This window comes from Gordonia bronchialis DSM 43247 (assembly GCF_000024785.1).
Classification (GTDB): Bacteria; Actinomycetota; Actinomycetes; order Mycobacteriales; family Mycobacteriaceae; genus Gordonia; species Gordonia bronchialis.
In genome coordinates this window covers 1,204,821-1,223,675 of the sequence record NC_013441.1, presented here as the reverse complement: position 1 = coordinate 1,223,675, position 18,855 = coordinate 1,204,821, and the positions used below count along the sequence as shown (strand labels likewise).

The 18,855-nt window shown below is 68.5% G+C and carries 21 protein-coding genes and 2 pseudogenes; 11 read left to right on the top strand and 12 right to left on the bottom strand.

Annotated features, from left to right (window positions below):
• Positions 1 to 25: 25 nt before the first annotated feature.
• The 4 genes from GBRO_RS05730 to GBRO_RS05715 all read right to left on the bottom strand — a co-directional run bounded on the left by GBRO_RS05730 (position 26) and on the right by GBRO_RS05715 (position 2,801).
• Complete coding sequence (locus GBRO_RS05730; protein WP_321573989.1) at positions 26 to 913, bottom strand: copper resistance D family protein; 888 nt, start codon at positions 911 to 913, stop codon at positions 26 to 28.
• A 54-nt stretch (positions 914 to 967) separates the two neighbouring features.
• Positions 968 to 1,510, bottom strand: a complete 543-nt coding sequence (locus tag GBRO_RS05725) for a copper resistance CopC family protein (RefSeq protein ID WP_012833045.1) — start codon at positions 1,508 to 1,510, stop codon at positions 968 to 970.
• Positions 1,503 to 2,204, bottom strand: coding sequence for a YcnI family protein (locus GBRO_RS05720; protein WP_012833044.1), 702 nt, complete (start codon positions 2,202 to 2,204; stop codon positions 1,503 to 1,505). Before GBRO_RS05720 ends, GBRO_RS05725 begins: the two co-directional genes overlap by 8 nt.
• Before the next feature lie 75 nt (positions 2,205 to 2,279).
• Entirely contained in the window at positions 2,280 to 2,801 is a 522-nt protein-coding gene (locus GBRO_RS05715; RefSeq protein ID WP_012833043.1) for a hypothetical protein, read from the bottom strand.
• Between the two features lie 71 nt (positions 2,802 to 2,872).
• Between GBRO_RS05715 and GBRO_RS05710 the strand changes: the two genes are divergently transcribed.
• The 3 genes from GBRO_RS05710 to GBRO_RS05700 are packed head-to-tail and all read left to right on the top strand — an operon-like array spanning position 2,873 to position 6,017.
• A complete protein-coding gene (locus GBRO_RS05710) occupies positions 2,873 to 3,715 on the top strand; it encodes a hypothetical protein (protein ID WP_012833042.1) in 843 nt (280 codons plus the stop codon).
• Positions 3,712 to 4,824: an o-succinylbenzoate synthase gene (menC, locus tag GBRO_RS05705; RefSeq protein WP_012833041.1), complete on the top strand. Its 1,113-nt coding sequence runs from the start codon at positions 3,712 to 3,714 to the stop codon at positions 4,822 to 4,824. The genes GBRO_RS05710 and menC overlap by 4 nt, the downstream gene beginning before the upstream one ends.
• Positions 4,824 to 6,017, top strand: coding sequence for an alkaline phosphatase family protein (locus GBRO_RS05700; RefSeq protein WP_012833040.1), 1,194 nt, complete (start codon positions 4,824 to 4,826; stop codon positions 6,015 to 6,017). Before menC ends, GBRO_RS05700 begins: the two co-directional genes overlap by 1 nt.
• A gap of 353 nt (positions 6,018 to 6,370) precedes the next feature.
• Here GBRO_RS05700 and GBRO_RS05695 read toward each other — a convergent pair.
• From GBRO_RS05695 to GBRO_RS05670, 7 genes and pseudogenes are all read right to left on the bottom strand, one after another.
• A pseudogene (locus GBRO_RS05695) lies at positions 6,371 to 7,308 on the bottom strand (esterase/lipase family protein).
• Between the two features lie 32 nt (positions 7,309 to 7,340).
• Complete coding sequence (locus tag GBRO_RS05690) at positions 7,341 to 8,456, bottom strand: DNA polymerase IV (RefSeq protein ID WP_012833038.1); 1,116 nt, start codon at positions 8,454 to 8,456, stop codon at positions 7,341 to 7,343.
• Between the two features lie 182 nt (positions 8,457 to 8,638).
• The gene (locus GBRO_RS05685) at positions 8,639 to 9,295 is read right to left on the bottom strand and encodes a hypothetical protein (RefSeq protein ID WP_012833037.1); all 657 of its coding nucleotides are present in this window, start codon (positions 9,293 to 9,295) and stop codon (positions 8,639 to 8,641) included.
• Positions 9,296 to 9,595: 300 nt separating this feature from the next.
• A complete protein-coding gene (locus GBRO_RS26810) occupies positions 9,596 to 9,865 on the bottom strand; it encodes a hypothetical protein (protein ID WP_231140532.1) in 270 nt (89 codons plus the stop codon).
• Positions 9,828 to 11,072 (bottom strand): Hsp70 family protein, encoded by a 1,245-nt coding sequence (locus tag GBRO_RS05680; RefSeq protein WP_012833035.1) that lies wholly within the window; start codon positions 11,070 to 11,072, stop codon positions 9,828 to 9,830. The genes GBRO_RS26810 and GBRO_RS05680 overlap by 38 nt, the downstream gene beginning before the upstream one ends.
• A 71-nt stretch (positions 11,073 to 11,143) precedes the next feature.
• The gene (locus tag GBRO_RS05675; protein WP_227892856.1) at positions 11,144 to 12,964 is read right to left on the bottom strand and encodes a dynamin family protein; all 1,821 of its coding nucleotides are present in this window, start codon (positions 12,962 to 12,964) and stop codon (positions 11,144 to 11,146) included.
• A 13-nt stretch (positions 12,965 to 12,977) separates the two neighbouring features.
• A complete protein-coding gene (locus tag GBRO_RS05670) occupies positions 12,978 to 13,790 on the bottom strand; it encodes a hypothetical protein (RefSeq protein ID WP_012833033.1) in 813 nt (270 codons plus the stop codon).
• Between the two features lie 38 nt (positions 13,791 to 13,828).
• Here GBRO_RS05670 and GBRO_RS05665 point away from each other — a divergent pair, with 38 nt between their 5' ends.
• The 7 genes and pseudogenes from GBRO_RS05665 to GBRO_RS05640 all read left to right on the top strand — a co-directional run bounded on the left by GBRO_RS05665 (position 13,829) and on the right by GBRO_RS05640 (position 17,190).
• Positions 13,829 to 14,122 carry a hypothetical protein gene (locus GBRO_RS05665; protein WP_012833032.1) on the top strand — a complete coding sequence of 98 codons (294 nt, stop codon included), beginning with the start codon at positions 13,829 to 13,831 and terminating at the stop codon, positions 14,120 to 14,122.
• A gap of 36 nt (positions 14,123 to 14,158) precedes the next feature.
• Positions 14,159 to 14,512: a hypothetical protein gene (locus GBRO_RS05660; RefSeq protein WP_012833031.1), complete on the top strand. Its 354-nt coding sequence runs from the start codon at positions 14,159 to 14,161 to the stop codon at positions 14,510 to 14,512.
• Between the two features lie 160 nt (positions 14,513 to 14,672).
• On the top strand, positions 14,673 to 15,047 hold the full coding sequence (locus GBRO_RS05655; RefSeq protein ID WP_012833030.1) for a VOC family protein: 375 nt from the start codon (positions 14,673 to 14,675) through the stop codon (positions 15,045 to 15,047).
• Positions 15,048 to 15,208: 161 nt separating this feature from the next.
• Positions 15,209 to 15,496 (top strand): hypothetical protein, encoded by a 288-nt coding sequence (locus tag GBRO_RS26265; protein WP_012833029.1) that lies wholly within the window; start codon positions 15,209 to 15,211, stop codon positions 15,494 to 15,496.
• Positions 15,497 to 15,620: 124 nt separating this feature from the next.
• Positions 15,621 to 16,501: pseudogene (locus GBRO_RS05645) on the top strand (AlbA family DNA-binding domain-containing protein).
• Between the two features lie 34 nt (positions 16,502 to 16,535).
• Positions 16,536 to 16,781, top strand: a complete 246-nt coding sequence (locus GBRO_RS25110) for a hypothetical protein (RefSeq protein ID WP_083775533.1) — start codon at positions 16,536 to 16,538, stop codon at positions 16,779 to 16,781.
• A complete protein-coding gene (locus GBRO_RS05640) occupies positions 16,771 to 17,190 on the top strand; it encodes a TA system VapC family ribonuclease toxin (protein ID WP_052298363.1) in 420 nt (139 codons plus the stop codon). The genes GBRO_RS25110 and GBRO_RS05640 overlap by 11 nt, the downstream gene beginning before the upstream one ends.
• A gap of 10 nt (positions 17,191 to 17,200) precedes the next feature.
• On the opposite strand, the gene GBRO_RS05635 is transcribed toward GBRO_RS05640, so the two are convergent.
• Complete coding sequence (locus tag GBRO_RS05635) at positions 17,201 to 18,301, bottom strand: epoxide hydrolase family protein (protein ID WP_012833026.1); 1,101 nt, start codon at positions 18,299 to 18,301, stop codon at positions 17,201 to 17,203.
• Between the two features lie 97 nt (positions 18,302 to 18,398).
• Here GBRO_RS05635 and GBRO_RS05630 point away from each other — a divergent pair, with 97 nt between their 5' ends.
• Positions 18,399 to 18,833, top strand: coding sequence for a MarR family winged helix-turn-helix transcriptional regulator (locus GBRO_RS05630; protein ID WP_012833025.1), 435 nt, complete (start codon positions 18,399 to 18,401; stop codon positions 18,831 to 18,833).
• Positions 18,834 to 18,855: the final 22 nt, after the last annotated feature.

Sequence of the window (18,855 nt, the reverse complement as noted above, 5' to 3'; positions counted from 1 at the left end):
CATTCGCGCGAGGCGGGCGGCGACGTCACCCCGGTGACGTCGCCGACAACCCGGCGGCGAGGCCGAGAACCACTGCCATGAGCAGGATTTCGACGACTCCCGCGCGAATCGAGGCGACCTCGGAGATCCGGTGCCGCCCGGCGGCGGGAACCCAGCGGCGCCGGTGCCACCAACCGAAACCGACCAGCACGAGGAGTCCCGCGAGTTTGGCCAGCAGGACCCGTCCGTAGCCCGTCGACCCGAATTCACCGAGACCGCCGACCTCGGCGAGACCGGCGATCACCCCGGTGACGGCGACCACCCCCACCGCCCACGCGGCTCGCTGCGAGAATGCGGGAAGCGTGGTCGCCCAGCCTGATCGACCGCGCAGCGAGAGCACCATGGCGGCCAGCGTGCCGCACCACCAGGCGGCGGCGAGAGCGTGTGCGCCCACCACCACCGGACCCCACGCATGCACCGACGCGTGACCGGAGATCGCCACCGTGAGTACCCCGATCGCCGCGAGAACGGCCACCACCGGCACGGGAATCTCGATCCCGGTGAGCAGATCGAGCACGGCCCACGCCAGAACCGCGACGGCCGCGGCACCGGCGATCACCTCGGGCGCGCCGTCGCCGAGCACCTCGGCGAGGTCACCGAGGTCGACGTCGAGGGGCGCGACGCCCGACACGTCAGAGGTGCGCAGCCACGCTCCCGACACCACCGCCATCAGCCACAGCGCGGCAACGACACCGATGACGCGCGACGACGGTCGGGAACCGATGGTCGGCAGCGCACCGAGACCGACGAGCACCACCGCAGCGCCGAGCGCGACGGCACCGGCCACGGCCGCCGCACCCGGTCCCGCCGGCCGGGTGAGCAGCCAGCAGAGTCCGAGGCCGGCGAGCACCGCGGGGAGCCCGGCCACGACCATCAGGTCACGTGACCGGGCTCCCCCGAGACCCCAACCGGATGCCATCGCGCGGTGTCAGGCCGACCCGGAACCCGAGGACCGCCGGCTCAGCCAGAACACGGCGCCGAGCCCGACGATGAGGACGACGCCGAGCCCGACGACCAGAGCCACCACCGGGAAACCACCACCGTCATCGGCCGATCCGCCCTCGACGAGCGGGCCGGGGGTGCCGCTACCGGCGACGGTGAGCTCGAAGCTCTTGGCGCCTTCCACCGGATGACCGTCGGCCGAGGTCACCCGATAGTTCACCGTGTAGGTGCCGACCGGACCGAGTTCGCCGACGGCGACGCCGATCTGGGCGCCGCGCACCACCGGCTCACCCTGCTGCCAATAGTGACCATCGGGCCCCACCACGTTGAGCACCGCGAAGGACTGCTGCAGACCCTCGTTGAATGTCAGCGTCACCCGCGCCGGGCCGTGCTCGACCTTCGCGCCCACCGCCGGGTCCATCGACTCGAACCTCGAGTGCGCCGACGCCGCCGGCGCCGCCCAGGTGCCCAGCACGCCGAGGCAGAGCAGGAGCCCGGCCAGCACCCCGACAACGCGTCGGTCACGCATCGCCGGAGCCCCCGCCGGACCTGCCGCGTCGGGTCAGCGCGGCGACACCGAACAGTGCGCCGAGCGCTCCGACCAGCAGGCCCGCCCCGCCGAGCCAACGAGCCGCGGTGTCCGACGTCGACGACGAGTCGGAGTTCGACGCGTTGGGCGCCCCGTGATGACCGTCGCCCGACCCCTCGGGCAGGCTGACCGTCGGGGCGGGATGGTCGGGTTCGCTGCCGTCGGCGTTCTCCGGCTGTGACCAGTCGACCGTCGTGCCGTTGGCGTAGGTCTGCACCGCGGGCAGGGAGACAGTCTCCTCGTCAGGGAACGGTCCGCCCTGCACCCGGAACTCGGCGAACTGCCCCACCGGGATGCCCTGACCGGGGTCGGCGGTCCATACGACTGCGGTGACCTGCTTGGTGGCCGGGTCCTCGATGACCTGCGACTTCCAGCCGGCCATCGGTTCGGTACGGGCGCCGGCGAGGTTCGGCAGGCTGACACGCACCGACACGGTGGGGACGTCCTCCTCGTTGGGCACCACGAAGTTGACGATGCCGTAGCCGCCCTGGGTGACGGTCGTCGTGTTGGCGGTGACGTGCGCCGACGCCACACCGGCACCGGTCAGGGATGCGACACCCACCACGGCGGCCGCAGCGGCCGGGCCGATCAGCCGCCGCATCGCGACGCTGCCCCGAGAATTGTTGTTGAGCATGATGATTGAGCTTTCTTTTGGACACACAGTGGTTGCCACCGGCCGATCGGCACAGTGGCGTGAAGGAAGCAGGAGTCAGGCCGCGACGGGCGGACCGCGTACCCCCGGGCCACCGAACACCGGTCCGGAAACGAGAACAGGCGCGTCGACGGCCGGCTGCGGACGACCCGGGATCCGTGGCGCGGGCCGCGGGGACAACGCACGAATGCTCGAGGTCAGCAGGTCGGCCAAAGTTGCCGCGAGGATGAGGAGCACCGCGCTGAGCGGGATGGCGACCGCATGTGTCAGCAGCATCGGCGCGGCCCCCGTGGCGTGGACGCCGTGCCCGGCATCACCGATCGCCATCGCCCAGTGGCAGGCCACCTGCGCGATGGTCAGCAGCAGTGTCGTCGAGGCGATCGCCACCACGCGCGAGCGGCGACGCACACCCGACATCAGCGCGAACAGGCCACCGATCCCCGCGCTGATCAGCACACCTTCGGCGTGCGGGGCACCGCCGGCGGCGATACCGTGCGCCGCAACGGCGACCGCGGGCACCACCAAGCTCACGCCGACACGCGTCAACGCGTCGGACGCGTACGGAGGCGCCGGATGCATGAGGCGATCCTATTCGGACCGGTCGGCCAACTGCGTCACCGGCCCGGTCCGGCAATGGAACAATGAACCCCATGCCGCACGAATCCCCCGGCGTCGAGATCCGCGAACTGTCCTCGCCTGACGAACTCGGCGACCTGGCCCGGGTGTTCGACGATGTCTGGCGTCCCGACCCCAGCAACCGCCCGGTGAGCACCGACATGCTGCGCGCACTGTCGCATGCCGGCAATTACGTGGCGGGCGCATTCATCGGCGATCACCTCGCCGGCGGCAGCGTCGGATTCTTCGGGGCGCCGGTCGGACACACCCTGCACAGCCACATCACCGGGGTGTCCAAACGCGGACGCGGTCACAACGTCGGCTACGCGCTGAAGATGCATCAGCGGACATGGGCGCTGCACCGTGGGTTGCGCACCATCACGTGGACGTTCGATCCGCTGGTCGCACGTAACGCCTACTTCAACATCACCAAACTCGGTGCACACCCCAGCCACTACTACGAGGACTTCTACGGCGATCTCGGCGACGAGATGGAAGGCGACGCCGACTCCGATCGGGTACTGGTCGCCTGGCCGCTCGGTCCGGTCCCCGACGATCCGGATCCGGCCCGCACCGACAACACCGAGACCGCCGAGGAGTTGGTGGCGGCGGGCGCGGTGTCGGCCATCGAGACCGTCACGGCCGGCCGGCCGGAGGCACACGTCGGGGCGATCACGCCGGATGCCACCGTCGTCGTTGCGGTGCCCCGCGACATCGAGGCGATGCGGCACACCCATCCGGTGGATGCCGCGCGGTGGCGCATCGTCCTGCGTGAAGCTCTGAGTCCGCTTCTGGTGGAGGGACATTCGGCGAGATCGGTTCGATTCCTGCGGTCCGGTCACTATGTACTGGGCCCGACCGGGTCCGGGGTCGCGTGAAGCTGACCGGCGTCGAGCTCCGACGGGTGGAACTGCCGCTGGTGACCCCGTTCCGGACCTCCTTCGGCATCGAGTACACGCGAGATGCACTGCTGGTCCGGGCGGTTACCGATACCGGCGAGGGCTGGGGTGAGTGCGTCAGCATCGATGAGCCGACCTACTCGTCGGAGTACACCGATGGCGCCGTCGACGTGCTGCGCAGATTCCTCATCCCGCCGCTCCTGAGTGCCGACTCGGTGACCGCGATCGGTGTTGGCCCTGCCCTGTCGGCAATCAAGGGGCATCGAATGGCCAAGGCGGCGTTGGAGACCGCGATCCTCGACGCCGAGCTGAGGGCCGGCGGGATGTCGCTGGCCAACCGTCTGGGCGGGACCGCGGCGACGGTTCCCGTGGGGGTGTCGGTCGGAATCCGCGACACGCTGCCCGAGTTGCTCGACGAGGTTTCCGGCTATCTCGAAGATGGCTATCGCAGAATCAAACTGAAGATCGCACCCGGGTGGGACCTGGTGCCGGTCGCAGCGGTGCGGGACCACTTCGGTCGCGACGTCGTGTTGCAGGTGGACGCCAACACCGCCTACGGCCCGGCCGATCTGCGTCACCTCGCGAAGCTCGACGCCTTCGATCTGCTGCTGATCGAGCAGCCATTCGACGAGGAGGATCTGCGCAGTCACGTTCGACTGCGGGCGATCTCGTCGACACCGGTGTGTCTGGACGAGTCGGTGGTCTCCGCACGCGCGGCGGCCGACGCCATCTCGTGGGATGCCTGCGACATCGTGAACATCAAACCCGGCCGTGTCGGCGGCTATCTGGAAGCGGCACGCGTCCACGATGTCTGTGTGGCACATGGCATTCCGGTGTGGTGTGGCGGCATGGTGGAGACCGGTGTGGGACGCGCCGCCAATCTCGCCCTGGCCGCGATGCCCGGATTCACTCTGCCCGGCGATATCTCGGCGTCGGCGCGCTATTTTGCCACCGACATCACCGAGCCCTTCGTCGTGGAAGATTCGACGATGCGGGTACCCACCGGCCCCGGCATCGGTGTGACCCCCGACCCCGACGCCCTGACGACGGCCACCACGTGGCACGAGTGGATCCCGGCCGCCGCCTGATGCTCGACGAACTGCCCCCGGGTCGCTGGTCCGATCACCCGCACACCCTCGCGTCGGTGCTACCCGCAGTCGGTGCGGCGCTGGATATCTGGGCGCCGACGAAGCTTGTCGTCCCACCCGCACGGGATGTGGTGCTGTTGCTCGTCGACGGGCTCGGCTCACTACTCCTCGACGAGCATGCGGCAAACGCACCGCACCTGGCGGCACTGCCGAACACCACCCTGCGCGCCGGGTTCCCGGCCACCACCGCCACCTCGATCACCAGCCTCACCAGCGGGACATCCTGTGGCATCCACGGGATCGTCGGTTACAGCTTCCGTCCGGAGGACGACGCCCGCACGCGCGGGTCGCGCCGGGTCCTCAATGCCCTACGGTGGTCGCTCGATCAGGCCGACGGACCGTCGGCGCTGGTCACCTACCCGCCCGCGCTGATCAGTCCGCACGAGAGCATCCTCGACGGCTTCGACGAAGCAGGCGTACGGATCACCTACGTCATGCCCGGCGAGTTCCGCGGCACCGGACTGACCCAGGTCGCCTTCGGCACCCCCGGCCGCTATCTGCCCGCGGTGACTCCCGACGGCATCCGCTCCGCGGTCACCTCGGTACTCGCGCGGCAGTCGCGGCAGCGTCGGCTGATCTACGCCTACTACAGCGAACTCGACACCGCCGGACATCTACATGGTCCCGGCTCCGATCAGTGGCTGGCGAAGTTGCGCATCGTCGACCGCTTGGTCGCCGACCTCGTCGAGGGCCTCCCACCAGACACGACGCTGCTCGTCACCGGCGACCACGGGATGATCACCGCCCGCATACCTGTCGACATCGACACCACCCCAACGCTTCTCGACGGCACCGACGCGGTGGCCGGCGAAGCCCGGGTACGTCATGTCTACGCCGTCGACGGGGCGGCAGCGGACGTGACCGACGCCTGGTCGTCGTTTCTGGGCGACCGCGCGGTGATCGCAACCCGTGAGCAGGCCGTCGACGAGGGATGGTTCGGTCCACGGGTGAGCGCGCGGATCGCCGCCCGCCTCGGGGACGTCGTCGCGGTGGCCCGTGACGACACCACCCTGATCCGCACCCGTCACGAACCCCTCGAGTCCCGGCTGCTCGGCCACCACGGTGCGTGGACCGCCGCGGAGCAGTTGGTTCCGCTACTGATGGCGACATCTGGGCGCCCCACTGCTGGTTGAGCCGCCCCCCTACTGCTGACTGCGTCGCCCCCTACTGCTGGTTGAGCCGGCCCCCACTGCTGGTTGAGCCGCCCCTACTGCTGGTTGAGCCGCCCCCACTGCTGGTTGAGCCGGCACGGGCGAGCGTCAGCGAGACCGAGCCGCGTCGAAACCACCCGTGAGACAACCATGTCCGCGACCACCACACGCACTCCTTGGTCTCGAAAACTGCTGCCTCACGGGTGGTTTCGACACACGGCGGTCTCGCTACGCTCGCCCGACGCGGCTCAACCAGCGCGGTGGGTGCGGATGGTTTCGACACGGCTCGGCTCGCTGACGCTCGCCGTGCCGGCTCAACCAGCGGGCGGTCGGGCTCAGAACGGTTGCGCGACAGGGGCACACGGGACCGGTGGGGCGTGTGCGGGGTCGAGGGCGCCGAGGACCAGGGCCGCCGCGCGAGGGCTCGCGGTGAGGGCGAGGTGTCCGGAACGGTCCACCGGGCAGCCCTGCTGGAGGACGATGTCTGTGACATGGGTGCCACGCGGACCCGGCAGCAGTCCGGCGGTGTAGGGGGTCACGATCTCGTCGTCGCGGGTGACGATGTTGGTGTACCGGATGCCCGGCAGATATGGCGTGCCGGACCGCACCGCCGCGTTGAAGTCCAGATCCCGCGGTGGTGCAGCGCATTCCGGACACGGGGGCCACTGCGGGCCGGGGATCCCCAGCAGACGCCGGAACTGCGCGATGGTCTCGCGCGGGTGTCGTCGGAGTCGGGGCCCTGACGCCAGTACGGTGCCAGCGACACGTAGTGGTCCACTTCGTCCGCGCCACCGAGGTACCGCAGCCAGTAGGTGGGGATCTCGGTACCGAGCGAATGGCCGACGATGTCGACCTGGCGGGCGCCGGTGGCGGCCAGCACCTTCTCGGCGAACAGTTTGATCTGCCAGGCACTGTCGACCTTGGGCCCTATGCCGCCGATCGCCGACGCCGGCCAGATGTCGCTGATCGCACCGTAGGTGGGCGCGAAGACACAGTAGCCCGCATCGTGGAGCACCGGCGCCAGTGCGCCCCAATTGGTCTGGCGGCCACCGCCACTACCGTGCACCAGGATCACCGGACGAGGATGGACGGCGTTCGGCCGGCAGCCGAAGTCGTTGGTACCGGGCAGGTTCCCGCCCGGATGCGCCAGTTCGGCGAGGATGCCGACCCGCACGTCGTAGGCCACCGGTAGTGGCCGGTCCGGTCTGGGTGCGCCGAGCGCCGACCCGGCACCCGACACCGACAGAACACTCAGCACAGCCCCGATCACCAGGGCGGCGAGCCACCGTCCGCTGTGGTCGCGCCTCACTGTTCCTCCTCGGTGACCAGGTCGAGCCGGACACCCAGCAGTCGGACCGGCCGGTCGGCGTCGAACTTCGCCAGGAGCCCGGTCACCTCTGGTTCGAGAACATCGAAGGAAGTGGTGGGCTCGCGCAGCTTTCGCGATTTGGTGCGCGTGTAGAACGTGGCGGTTCGCACGGTGACGGCCACCCGGAACGGCAGACGTTCCTCGACGATCACCTGATCGAGGAGCTCGCGCAACAGGGACCCGACGGCACTGCGTTTCTCGTCGAAGTCGACGAGATCCTGCGGGAAAGTCCGCGACTTGGAATGTGATCGGGCCAGCCACGGTTCGGCCGTGATGGTGGCGTCGCCACCGCCGCGGCACAGCACGTAGAGCCAATTGCCCTGGTGGGGACCGAAGATCGCGATCAGGTCGTCGCGGGGCGCGGCGATGAGGTCACGGACGGTCTCGATCCCGGCGCCGCTCAGTTTGGCCGCGGTCTTGGGTCCCACACTCCACAGATCGCGGGTCGGCCGATCGCCCATGAGGTCGAGCCAGTTGCGGCCGTCGAGCAGGAAGACCTTGGACCCGCCGGTCGGGTCCGGCTCGGGTGGGCGTTTGGCGAAGCCGGTCGCCATCTTCGCGCGCTGCTTGTTGTCGCTGATGCCCACACAACTCGTCAGGCCACAGCGTGCCCGGATGTCCTCGCGTAGCCGGATGGCGAGATCGGTGATGGCTGCATCGTCGGGGGCGGCGATCTCCGATCCGGCCGGCCCCACCCCGAGATACGCCTCGTCCCAACCCCACACCTCCACCGGATGTCCGTGTGCGCGCAGCACATCCATCACCTCGGCCGACGCCGCGTCGTAAGCCCCCATGTCGAGTGGCAGGTAGACCGCGTCGGGGAGTTTGCGGTAGGCGGCCCGCAGCGGCATCCCGGCGTGCACGCCGACGTCGCGGGCCTCATAGGAGGCGCAGGTCACCACCTTGCGCGCCTCGGTCGGATCGCCGTTGCCGCCCACGATCACGGGCACGTCCACCAGCTCGGGACTGCGCAACCGCTCGACGGACACCTGGAACTGGTCGAGATCGACGTGCAGGAGCCACCGATAGCGCTGTGGTTCGGCGGTGCTCACATGTCGCAGCGTACTGCCGGGGACGCCCGAACCGGGCCGATCGAGATGTCGATCGGCCCGGCCGCGCCCCTCATGCCGCCCTCCCCGGCGTGACATGAGGGAGTCCGGTGGCGCCTCGCGTGAATGTCAGAGGGGCTTTCGACGCACGGCACAGCCGGCAAAACCACAAGTCCGACTACCGATCACGGGTGCGCGATGCGCAGTTGATGGCCGCCCAGCCCGATGTGTCGGCACGCCGTGCGCAAGGCGAGCGGGTTGTATCGGACGAGGGAGGTGGCTCGGTCCCCCGGCGCCGAGTCCGCGACGAGCGCATCGTGACGGCGGGCGGCCGTGGCGAAGAATGCACTCACCTTGGTCACATACAAGGTCAGCGACATCGCGGTCTCCTGGTCGAGACCCGGAAGCGCTTGCGCCAGAACGCGGCCCAGCAGGGCACGATCCCGGTGCAACGGCGGTGGCACCAGGTTCAGCGCGGGCGAGGCCGTGGTGCAATTGGTGGGATCGGTGAGCGCGTGAGCAGCCACGAGCGCGAACGCGACAGCAACGACGGCACGCACATCCGGGTCCTCCGCGCGGCGCGGATGGGCCAGGATCGTGCCCAGCGCACGCACCGGTAGCGATGTCGGCATCCTGCCCACACTTGCTGCGCTGCAACGGTTCTCACCGAGAACCTCGAGTGCCATCCGCTTCAACTGCGCAAGGACACCGACGTGTCGGCGGACCGCAGCGGACAGCGCCGAACTGCTCTCGGGCGTCAGCGAGAAACGCCCGGGCTGCGCCAGCAGCGCATTGAGCCCGGGCACCATGATCAGCTGTTCGATCTCGATGCCCTCCAGCAACGCAGCCGGACTCAGGAACCCCCCTCGTGGTCTTCGGCGGCAGTAAAGTCTCGAGTAAGTCGGTCATGCCCAGCCCTCCCCTTCAACCCCGACCCCAGGATCGACGACAAGTCAGAACTATTGCCGGAAAGCGCATGCCGGCACCGGACACATGACGCCTCGCCCGCCCCGGCCACACCCCCCGGTGATGACCCCCTGGGACCTGGTCGGCCCCTACGGCTTCCGCTACCCGCGAGTAGGTTACTGCCGCGTAGCCCTACGCTAGAGTACGGAACGCCTCGTGTCCAGCCCGGAATGTGATCAGCGCAACTGTGCGTTGCGGTCGGCTCGTGGCGCCATCGGACTCAGCCTCGCCGCCAGCCGGTGCAGCGATCCCCAGATACTCCGCTGCAGGTCGGGCGCACCGATGACCGCGAACACCGCTCCCGGGGCGATCGCGGCGCCGGGTCGCAGATCCACACCGTGGACGACGCCGTCGAAAGGCGATTCCAGCCGGAAGCGTCCGCCCGGCGATTCGACGACCGCGAGCACCTCACCGACCCGCACATATCGGCCGTCGTGTGCCGACACCGCGGCCACCACAGCCCCGGGTCCGACGACGGGAAAGGTGATCCGATGACCGGGTTCCGGACGGGGACCGGGGTTGCCCGCGGGCGCACCGAGGACCGGTATCGCCGCCGACTGTGGCACCTCGATATTTGTTCGAGCGCAGCAGGCCACCCTGCGCCACAACGACTTTCGGGTCTCCGATCCGGGCGACCCGACCGAGGACGGACAGCGCCGACTGGACCAGCGGAATGCTGCTGGTCCCACCGGTGACGTAGACGGCGAGCCGGGCGTCCGACGACTCACCGGCACTCGCCTGCACCGCGTCGGCCCCCGTGATGGCCTCCCGGGTGAGTTCGGTCGCGCGGTCGACGAACGGCGTGATCATCGACTCGAACTCGCGGCGAGTGAGCAACAACGACCGTCCGGCGTCTGGCAGCTCGATCGCGGCCTGCGCGGACTCCGACAACGCTTCCTTGGCGACCCGGACATTCTCCGCCAGCACCAGCTGTGCGGACGGATTGCGCAAGCGCTCGGCCAGTGCCGGGTCGAGCTCGGCGGCCTCGTCGAGAACCCAGCGCATCAGCCGGGCGTCGAAGTCGCGGCCGCCGAGGTGATTGTCACCGCCGGAACCGATCACGGTGAAGTTGCCGTCTCGTTCGCGCCGCAGCACCGCCACGTCACACGTGCCCGCACCGAAGTCGAAGACGCACATCCGCTCCCCCGCCGCCACGTCGTGACCGCGATAAACGTAATACCAAGCGGCGGCGAGTGATTCGGATGCGGTACGGATCTGGTCGGGTCGGACGCCCGCGCGCTGCGCGGCGTGGCGCAGAACGCGTTTGCGACGTTCACTCCACTTGTCCGGATGGGTCAGGATCACCGAGTCGAAGGCGGGTAGACCACTGTGCGCAAGCGCGGCGCGGGTGACATAGCGCAGCACGGCCGCGATGAGATCCTCCACCGGCCAGAACCGGTCGCCGAGTTCCACCTCCCCCTCGGCGATGCGCGCCTTCGGCGTGGCCTCGAAGGCGTCGGGTCGCTGCAGCCGCCGGGCCACGGCGGCCGCACCGACCTGCACCGTGGCGCCGTCGGCGAACACCGCCGAGGGCATCGCGACCGCCGCGGGGGACAGCGGCACCACCACCGGTTCGCCCGCACCCACCCGATAGGCCGCCGCGGTGTTGCTGGTGCCGAAGTCGATGCACAGCCGACGCTTGACGTCCTCCACGGCCGGGCACCTCCTCACACACGCATGTCTGCTCATGGTTCCACACCACGGTTCGACTCAGGGAGCAAAGGTCAGCGGGGCCGGGTGACCGCCACGATGGACTTGCGCACATTGTCGATGGCGGTGACCTGGGTGCGCAGGTCGTTGACCACCTGCTGGCGTTGGGCGGTGTTCCGTTTGGACTCGGCGGCGGCCTCGTTGATGATCGCGGTCGACTCCGCGATCCGCTTCTCCAGCAGGGCGCCGTAGGCGATACGGAGTTCGCCGACGGCCCGACCGTTCATCGCCTTGAGCTGGGATCGCAGGTCTGTCTTCATGTCGTTGGCCGCCTTGGTCAGCCATTTGCGGTGGTTCTCCTTGCCGACCCGCGACGCGCGGAAGCCGACCACGATGCCCGACCAGACGGGGACCGCCACCAGGTTGACGCCGGGGATGAGCGCCAACGGCCCGCCGGCGACCATGGCGCTGAGCAGGATCGGGTCGACCATGTTCTTCCACGGCGACACCTTCTGCTGTTCACGGAGCGAGAGTTCGTCGGCCGGGGCGAGACGTGCCAGCACGTCGGAGCGGATCTCGGTGTCGGCGAAGAGTCCGTCGGCGATCTTCTCCACACCGGCCACAAACATCTCGCTGACGCGGCGGGCGGCGGCCTCGAGGTCGACGGTCATCTGACCGACCAGCTCTTTGGACGCGCGGTGCGGCTCGTAGAACTTCAGCTTGTCGATGCGGGTGGACCATTGGGCCACCAATGTCTCGAACTCGTCGCGGAGCAGATCGTCGGCGGCGACACCGAGCTCGGTGGTCTCCTGCGCGAGCCGGTGTGCCCATTCCTGTTTGCGGGCGCGGAGTTGCTGCAGCCGTTCCCGTTCTGCCTCGACCTCGGCCTTGACCTGCGGGGCAGCAGCGGTGGCGGTGATCTCGAGCATCAGTCTCGCCCGCACGACGTCGAGGCCGATGAAGGCCACCTGCAACGCATTTCGTGTCGACGAGCCGGCGACCCCCCCGACCATCGGCGCCAGGGTCGGGGCCAGTTCGGTGAGGCCGGAGGCGTCGAGTGCGCTGCGCGCCCGCTCGGGGTCGGTGATCGCGGCGGCCTGCTCGGCAATCCGATTGGACACCCCGATGATCGGGAGGTGGGCGAATCTCGGTGCGTGCGTGGTGATCAGCTTGCGGTTCTCGGCGACGATGGTGCGCCACTGCCGCATCACCAGGTCGATCTTGGTGACCGCGAGGACCACCGAGGAGATCTCCTCGCTGATGCTGCCCAGGAAGGCCAGTTCTGGCGCACTGATCGGCGCGGTCGCGTCACACACCATCAGCAGCACACCCGCACCGCGTGCGGCACTCACCGCGGCCTGCACGTGTTCGGCGACAAGCGATCCCACGCCGGGGGTGTCGACGATGACGACGTCGGGCAACAGGGTCGACGCGATTGCCACCCGGGCGCCGGTCACCGGGAGCCCGACCGGCCCGTCGTCGGGGTCGTCGGTGGTGGCCGGAGCGGTGCCGTCGGCATGACGTCCGTCGACGGTGACCCAGTCGCGCACCTCGGTGGCGTCGATACGCCGTGTGGTACCCGGGAATTCGATGAGCGCGGTTCCGAGCGGGAGCTCGGCGGTGGCCGGGGTGAAGCGCACATAGACCGACGTGGTGATCTCGGTGTCGACCGGCGCCAGACCTGGCGCTCCGCCAAGGGCGTTCACGAGTGAGCTCTTGCCGCGGCTCACCTCTCCCACCACCACCACGCTGCCCTCGGGTGCGGGGCGTTCGCGGACCCGGAGTGCGCGGTCGGCGATCTCGCCCTCGCCGTGCTTGCGCAGGCGATCGACGGCGGCCTGCAGCACCCCGTCGGCGGTCACCGCGGGTTTGACCGCATTCACCTTCTCTGCCAACGTGTTCCCCGTCCTATCCGGCCCACAGCCCGCGCCGGACGAGCTGGTAGGTCTGTTCGAGCACGAGCAGTGCCTCCCGCTCGGCCGACGACGCCGCCAGCGAGCGACGGCTCCGGGCGTCGGCGGCGCGGCGCCGGGCCGCATCCTCGATCGCAGCGGGCGGCGCGCCCGGCGGCAGCGAGAGTAATTGATGCACACTGCGCATCGCGGTCACGTAGGTCAGTTCGCCGATGAGATCGCTGTCCGGCTGCCAGCGCGCGAGCGACTCCACCGCGGCCACTTCCCGAAGCCGGTGGGCCTCCGGGGTGCTCTCGGTGTCCTCGATGGCCCCGAGGATCGCGGCCCGGTTGGGACTGCGGTAGGCAGCGGTCTTGAGCTCGGCGATCGTGGTGCGCGCCTTGAGGACATCACCCACGGCGACGAACCGCCGGCCGATCGCCTGACGCAGGTCGGCGATACCCGAGGCGTGATGCAGCCAGTCACAGTAGGCCTGCGCACCCGAGGTGGCGACCTCGGCGCCGGCGTCCATCGCATACCCGCCGACGAGTTCCTCCACATGCCCCAGTTCGTCGACCGAGATCCCCGGTGGTGGCGGTGCGCTCCCATCGAGAATCGACAGCAACTCCCACGTCTCGAGCTGTCCACGGCGGGCGATCTGCGCGGTCTCGCGTTCGGTGATCCCGCAGACCCCGGCCTCGGCCATGAGTCCGGAGACGGCGACCACCGCGCCCGCCGTCGCAGCGAAGCGGCGCCAGATGCGTCGCGCGATCTCCTGTGCCTTGAGCATGGGCGCCTCGGACGCGATCAGATCGGCCTGCGAGAGCACCAGAATCGTGTTCTGCGCCGACGCGCCCGAGGTCCCCTGTGGACTATGACGGCGACGGAACAACAGATGCCTACGTCGTCGATACCGACGGCAACGGCGTGAACGATGCCGTCGTCACCGACGTGGACGGCGACGGCCTGGTGGAGGTCTCCCTCGACACCGACGAGGACGGCGTGATCGACGCCGTCGGGTTCGACACCGACGGCGACGCCGTGGCCGACGTCTACGCGGTCGACACCGACGGCGACGGCGTCTTCGACACCGCGATCGACAGCGAAGGCAACGAGATCGAGAACACCGACACCGACGTCGACACCGATGTGGATGTCTAGCGTTTCCGATTCTTCGACAACGAAAGGTAGTAGGACATGAGCGGACAGTCGGTGGACCTCACCGGCGACGGCGTCGCCGACGGCACCGCCGTCGACCTCGACGGTGACGGTGTCGACGACGCGATCAGCACGACCGACGCCGAGGGCAACAACGTCCTGATCGCCGACGTCAACGGCGACGGACTGGTGGAGTATTACGCCGACAGTGCCACCGACTGCGACGACGAGATCGATCAGATCGGACTCGACCTCGACGGTGACACGGACGTCGACGCACTCGCCACCGACATCGATCACGACGGGACCTTCGACGAGTTCGTCGTCGACGTCGACGGGGACGGGGACGGTGTCGCCGACCTCGAGGTGTCCGACCCGAGCGTGGACGTCTGAGGAGACCAGTCCGCTCGACCCGTACGCGCCCGCGGGCGTGTCGCCACCGGAATCTCCGGTGTGACACGCCGGCGGGCGCGTTTGCCATCGAGGACCGAAACTGTCCGCGATGTCCGTCATCGTGAAGAGGTCAACACAACCACAGCGAAGGGCGAACATCATGGACTGGACACTCGAAGTCGCATTTCTCCCGGTGACCGACGTCGACCGCGCCAAGGACTTCTACACCCGCATCGGGTTCCATCCCGACCACGATCAGTCCCCCACCGACGACATCCGCTTCGTGCAGATGACGCCGCCCGGCTCCGCATGCTCGATCGCCTTCGGCAAGGGCATCGTCGACGGCGCACCGCCCAGCGTCGGCACCCTCATGGTCTGCGTCTCCGACATTCACCAGGCCCGCAAGCAGCTCGTCGACGCCGGCGTGGACGTCAGTGAGGTGGACGAACAGGCCTGGGGTCACTTCGTCTACTTCGACGACCCCGACGGCAATCACTGGAACGTGCAGTACCTGCCGTATCGCTATCAGAGCTGATTCCCCGCTGGCGTGATTCCCAGCCGGGTTGAGGCCGCCACCGTCGATCAATCGAACGACTTCGGCCGCGCCGGGAACTATCCGGCCTCCAGCGCTCTCCTATCCACAGAACGGCAACACAGCCGATCACCACAAAACCCCCGAAACAAGGAGAGAACATCATGGCCGGAACACAGATCGACATCGACGGCAACGGCACCATCGACGCCATCGGCGAGGACTACGACGGCGACGGCACCATCGACGGTCTGGTCACCGACGTGGACGGCGACGGACTCGCGGAGGTCTCCTACGACCTCGACGGTGACGGCGAGTTCGACGACGGCATCGCCTTCGACACCGACGGCGACGGCGTGGCCGACATCGGCACCTTCGACACCAACGGTGACGGCGAGTACGACACCCAGGTCACCGACACCGACGGCGACGGCGACTTCGAAGCCCTCTGACCGACAACACTTCTCGGCCCCCGCTCAGAAATGAGCGGGGGCCGAGAAGTCTGCGCGTGACAGCCCGCGAGGCGGTCGGTCGGGCGCGTTCGACATACTGACGAGGTGTACGCGCGTCTGACGAATCACGAGTGATCTGGCCGTCGTCGAGATCGCCGAGCCGGTATGGACCACGGCGATCGGCATCCTCGTGGTCCTGGCGGTGGCACTCGTCTTCGGTAGCGTCCCGCGCTTCGTGCTGCGGCGCCGCGCCCACCTTGATCTGACGACGTCGATCGTCCTGTCGATGCTCGGGACCGCGATCGGACTGCTGATCGCCGGCGCTGTGCTGCCCCACCTTCGGCTGTGGAGTCCGATCACCATTCTGCTGGGGCTCGCCTGTTCGATCGTCGCGGTCGCGCTGTACGGCGCGGTGGCCACCCACTTTCAGCGCCAACACCACATTCCGATCACCGAGCTGATCGCCGGCGGGGAGTCAGACCACGTCGAGTTCAAATCGACCGCCCGCATCAATCTGCGTACGGAACAAAAGGATCCGCGGATGGAGCACGTCATCGTCAAGACGGTGTCGGCCTTCGTCAACGCCGACGGCGGCACCCTGCTCATCGGCGTCGACGACGACGGCACCCCACTGGGCCTCGACGCCGACTACGCCACCCTCAAGGTTCCCGACGCCGACAGATTCGAGCTGTGGCTGCGGGATCTGTTCACCACGGCACTCGGCCAGAACTCGGCGGTCGCGGTCGGGGTCAGCATCGAGGACGTGCCACCGACGACGGTGCGAAGCCGGTGTGCCGCGTCCGGTGCGTCCCCTCACCCCAGCCCGTGTACCTGCGGCCCGGCAAGAACAGCCCGCCCGAGTTCTGGGTGCGCACCGGCAATTCCAGCCGCCAACTCTCCGTCGACCAGGCCGCCGACTACATCATGCATCGCTGGCCGCTCGGCGCCGGTGCCGCGGTCGCCGCCCAGGCACGAGCGGCGGTGCGGTTCTCCGTTGAACGATAGTCATGTCGTGATGCTGTGATGCTATGATGCGCAGGTGCGAACCACCCTTGACCTCGACCCCGTGGTCTTGAGTGCTGCCAGGGCGAAGGCCAAGGCAGACGGCATTTCGTTGGGCAAGGCGGTCTCGGAGTTGGCCCGCGCCGGCCTCAGCGCACCGCGATCCGCGGCAGCCACTTCGGCCCCATCCGGCTTTCCTGTGCTGACCGGCGTCCCGGGGCATCCGGTGACCGATGATGCGGTCGCCGAGTATCGCGATGATGACGTCACCGATGCTTCTTGACATCAATGTTCTGGTGGCGCTGTCCTGGGATCAGCACGTCCATCACGGCGTCGCGCACGAGCGATTCGCTCAGCTGACCGAATGGAGTACCTGTCCGGTCACGGAGGCGGGCCTGGTGCGGGTTCTCATGACCGAGTCGGCCGTCGGCCGAGTGGTCACCGGGGCCGAGGCGCTCGGTCAGCTCGCAGCGCTGCGTACCGTCACTGGATGGGGTTTCCTCCACGACGATGCATCGCTCGCAGACTCGGTGATCGACCTGCGCGTCCTCATGGGACGACGTCAGGTGACCGACCTTCACCTGGTGAATCTGGCTGCGCGCAATGGCCGGAAGCTGGCGACATTCGATGCCGGGTTGCGTGAATCGCTGGTGCCGGCGGACCGTGCGTGGGTTGAGGTCTGGAGCGCTTAGCGGTGGGTCGTCATCCGGCAAGGCAACGATCGGCGCCCAGCGATCCGAAGAACTCGCCCACGTCCGCGGCGAACAGGTCCGGGACCTCCATCGCGGCGAAGTGCCCGCCGCGGTCGAATTCCGACCAGTGCCGGATGTCGTAGAGTCGTTGCGCCAGTGGACGGATCGACAGCGTGATGTCGTGGCCGAATACGGCCACCCCCACGGGGACCGGACACCGCACCGAGCCGCGTTCGGTGTCGTGGTGCAGTCGCGCCGACGAGGCCGCGGTGGCGGTCAGCCAATACAGCGACACGTCGGTGAGGATGCGGTCGTCGTCGACGGGTGTGGCCGGATCGGTCCAGTGTGCGAAACGCTCCGCGATCCAGGCGAGTTGGGCGACCGGCGAGTCGGTGAGTGCATAGCCGATGGTCTGCGGGGTGGCGGCCTGCAGCGCTTGATAGGGCGGACGGTTGGCCATCATGTGGCGCACGGTGACCAGGCGTGCCTCGTCGGACTCGGTGAGCGCGACGTCGGCGTCTGGGTCGGGCCGCGTCGGCAGGTAGTTGACGTGGACGCCGACCACCGACTCGGCCGCGACCGCGCCGAGCGCCAGTGAGATTCCCGCCCCGAAGTCCCCGCCCTGCGCCCCGTAGCGCCGATAACCGAGACGGTCCATCAACTCGGCCCAGGCGCGTGCGATCCGCGTCGTGCCCCAGCCGGGTTCGGTGGTGGGACCGGAGAATCCGTAGCCCGGGATCGACGGGATGACCAGGTGGTGTTCGCGCGACAGCGGTTCGATGACATCGAGGAACTCCAGGAACGAGCCAGGCCAGCCGTGGGTGAGAATGAGCGGCAACGCATCCGGATTCGACGACCGGACATGCATGAAATGGATTGTCTGGCCATCGATCTCGGTGGTGAAATGGTCGAACTCGTTGAGCCGGTCCTCGTATGCACGCCAGTCATACGAGTCGCGCCAGCGCTCGGCGAGTTCTTGGAGCCGCTTGCGCGGGAATCCGTAGTCCCAGCCGACGCCGGGGAGTTCATCGGGCCATCGCGTCCGGGAGAGGCGGTCGCCGAGGTCGTCGAGGTCGGCCTGCGGGATGTCGATGCGAAAAGGGGTGATCATGGTGGACTCCCGATTGATTTTGATTGGTAGTGCCAACGTTGGTTGAACCAACTATAACCACAACTCGTTGGCTCGGCCAACGATGTAGGCTGACGGCGTGGAGAACATCCCGTCCCGTCTGACCGGCAAGCCGAGCTGGTTGATCACCCGGCTGTCCACGCACGCGCACCGGTTGTCCACCGACGCGTTCGCGCAGGCGGGCGCTCGTGGCTATCACTTTCGAATCCTGGCCGCGCTCGACGAGTTCGGGCAGGCCAGTCAAGCCGACATCGGCCGCCGGACCGACATGGATCGCAGCGACGTGGTGGCCGCACTCAACGAACTCGCCGACCACGGTTTCATCGAGCGCTCCCCCGATCCCGATGACCGCCGGCGCAATCTCGTCAGCATCACCCGCGCGGGTATCCGTCAGCTGAGCCGCCTTGACCGTGAGCTCGACGCCGCCCAGGACACGCTCCTCGAACCCCTGTCGAAACAAGAACGACGCGACCTGACGGCCCTACTCACCCGGCTCCTCGAACACCATCGCTGAGGGGCACCCAGCGATACGACTC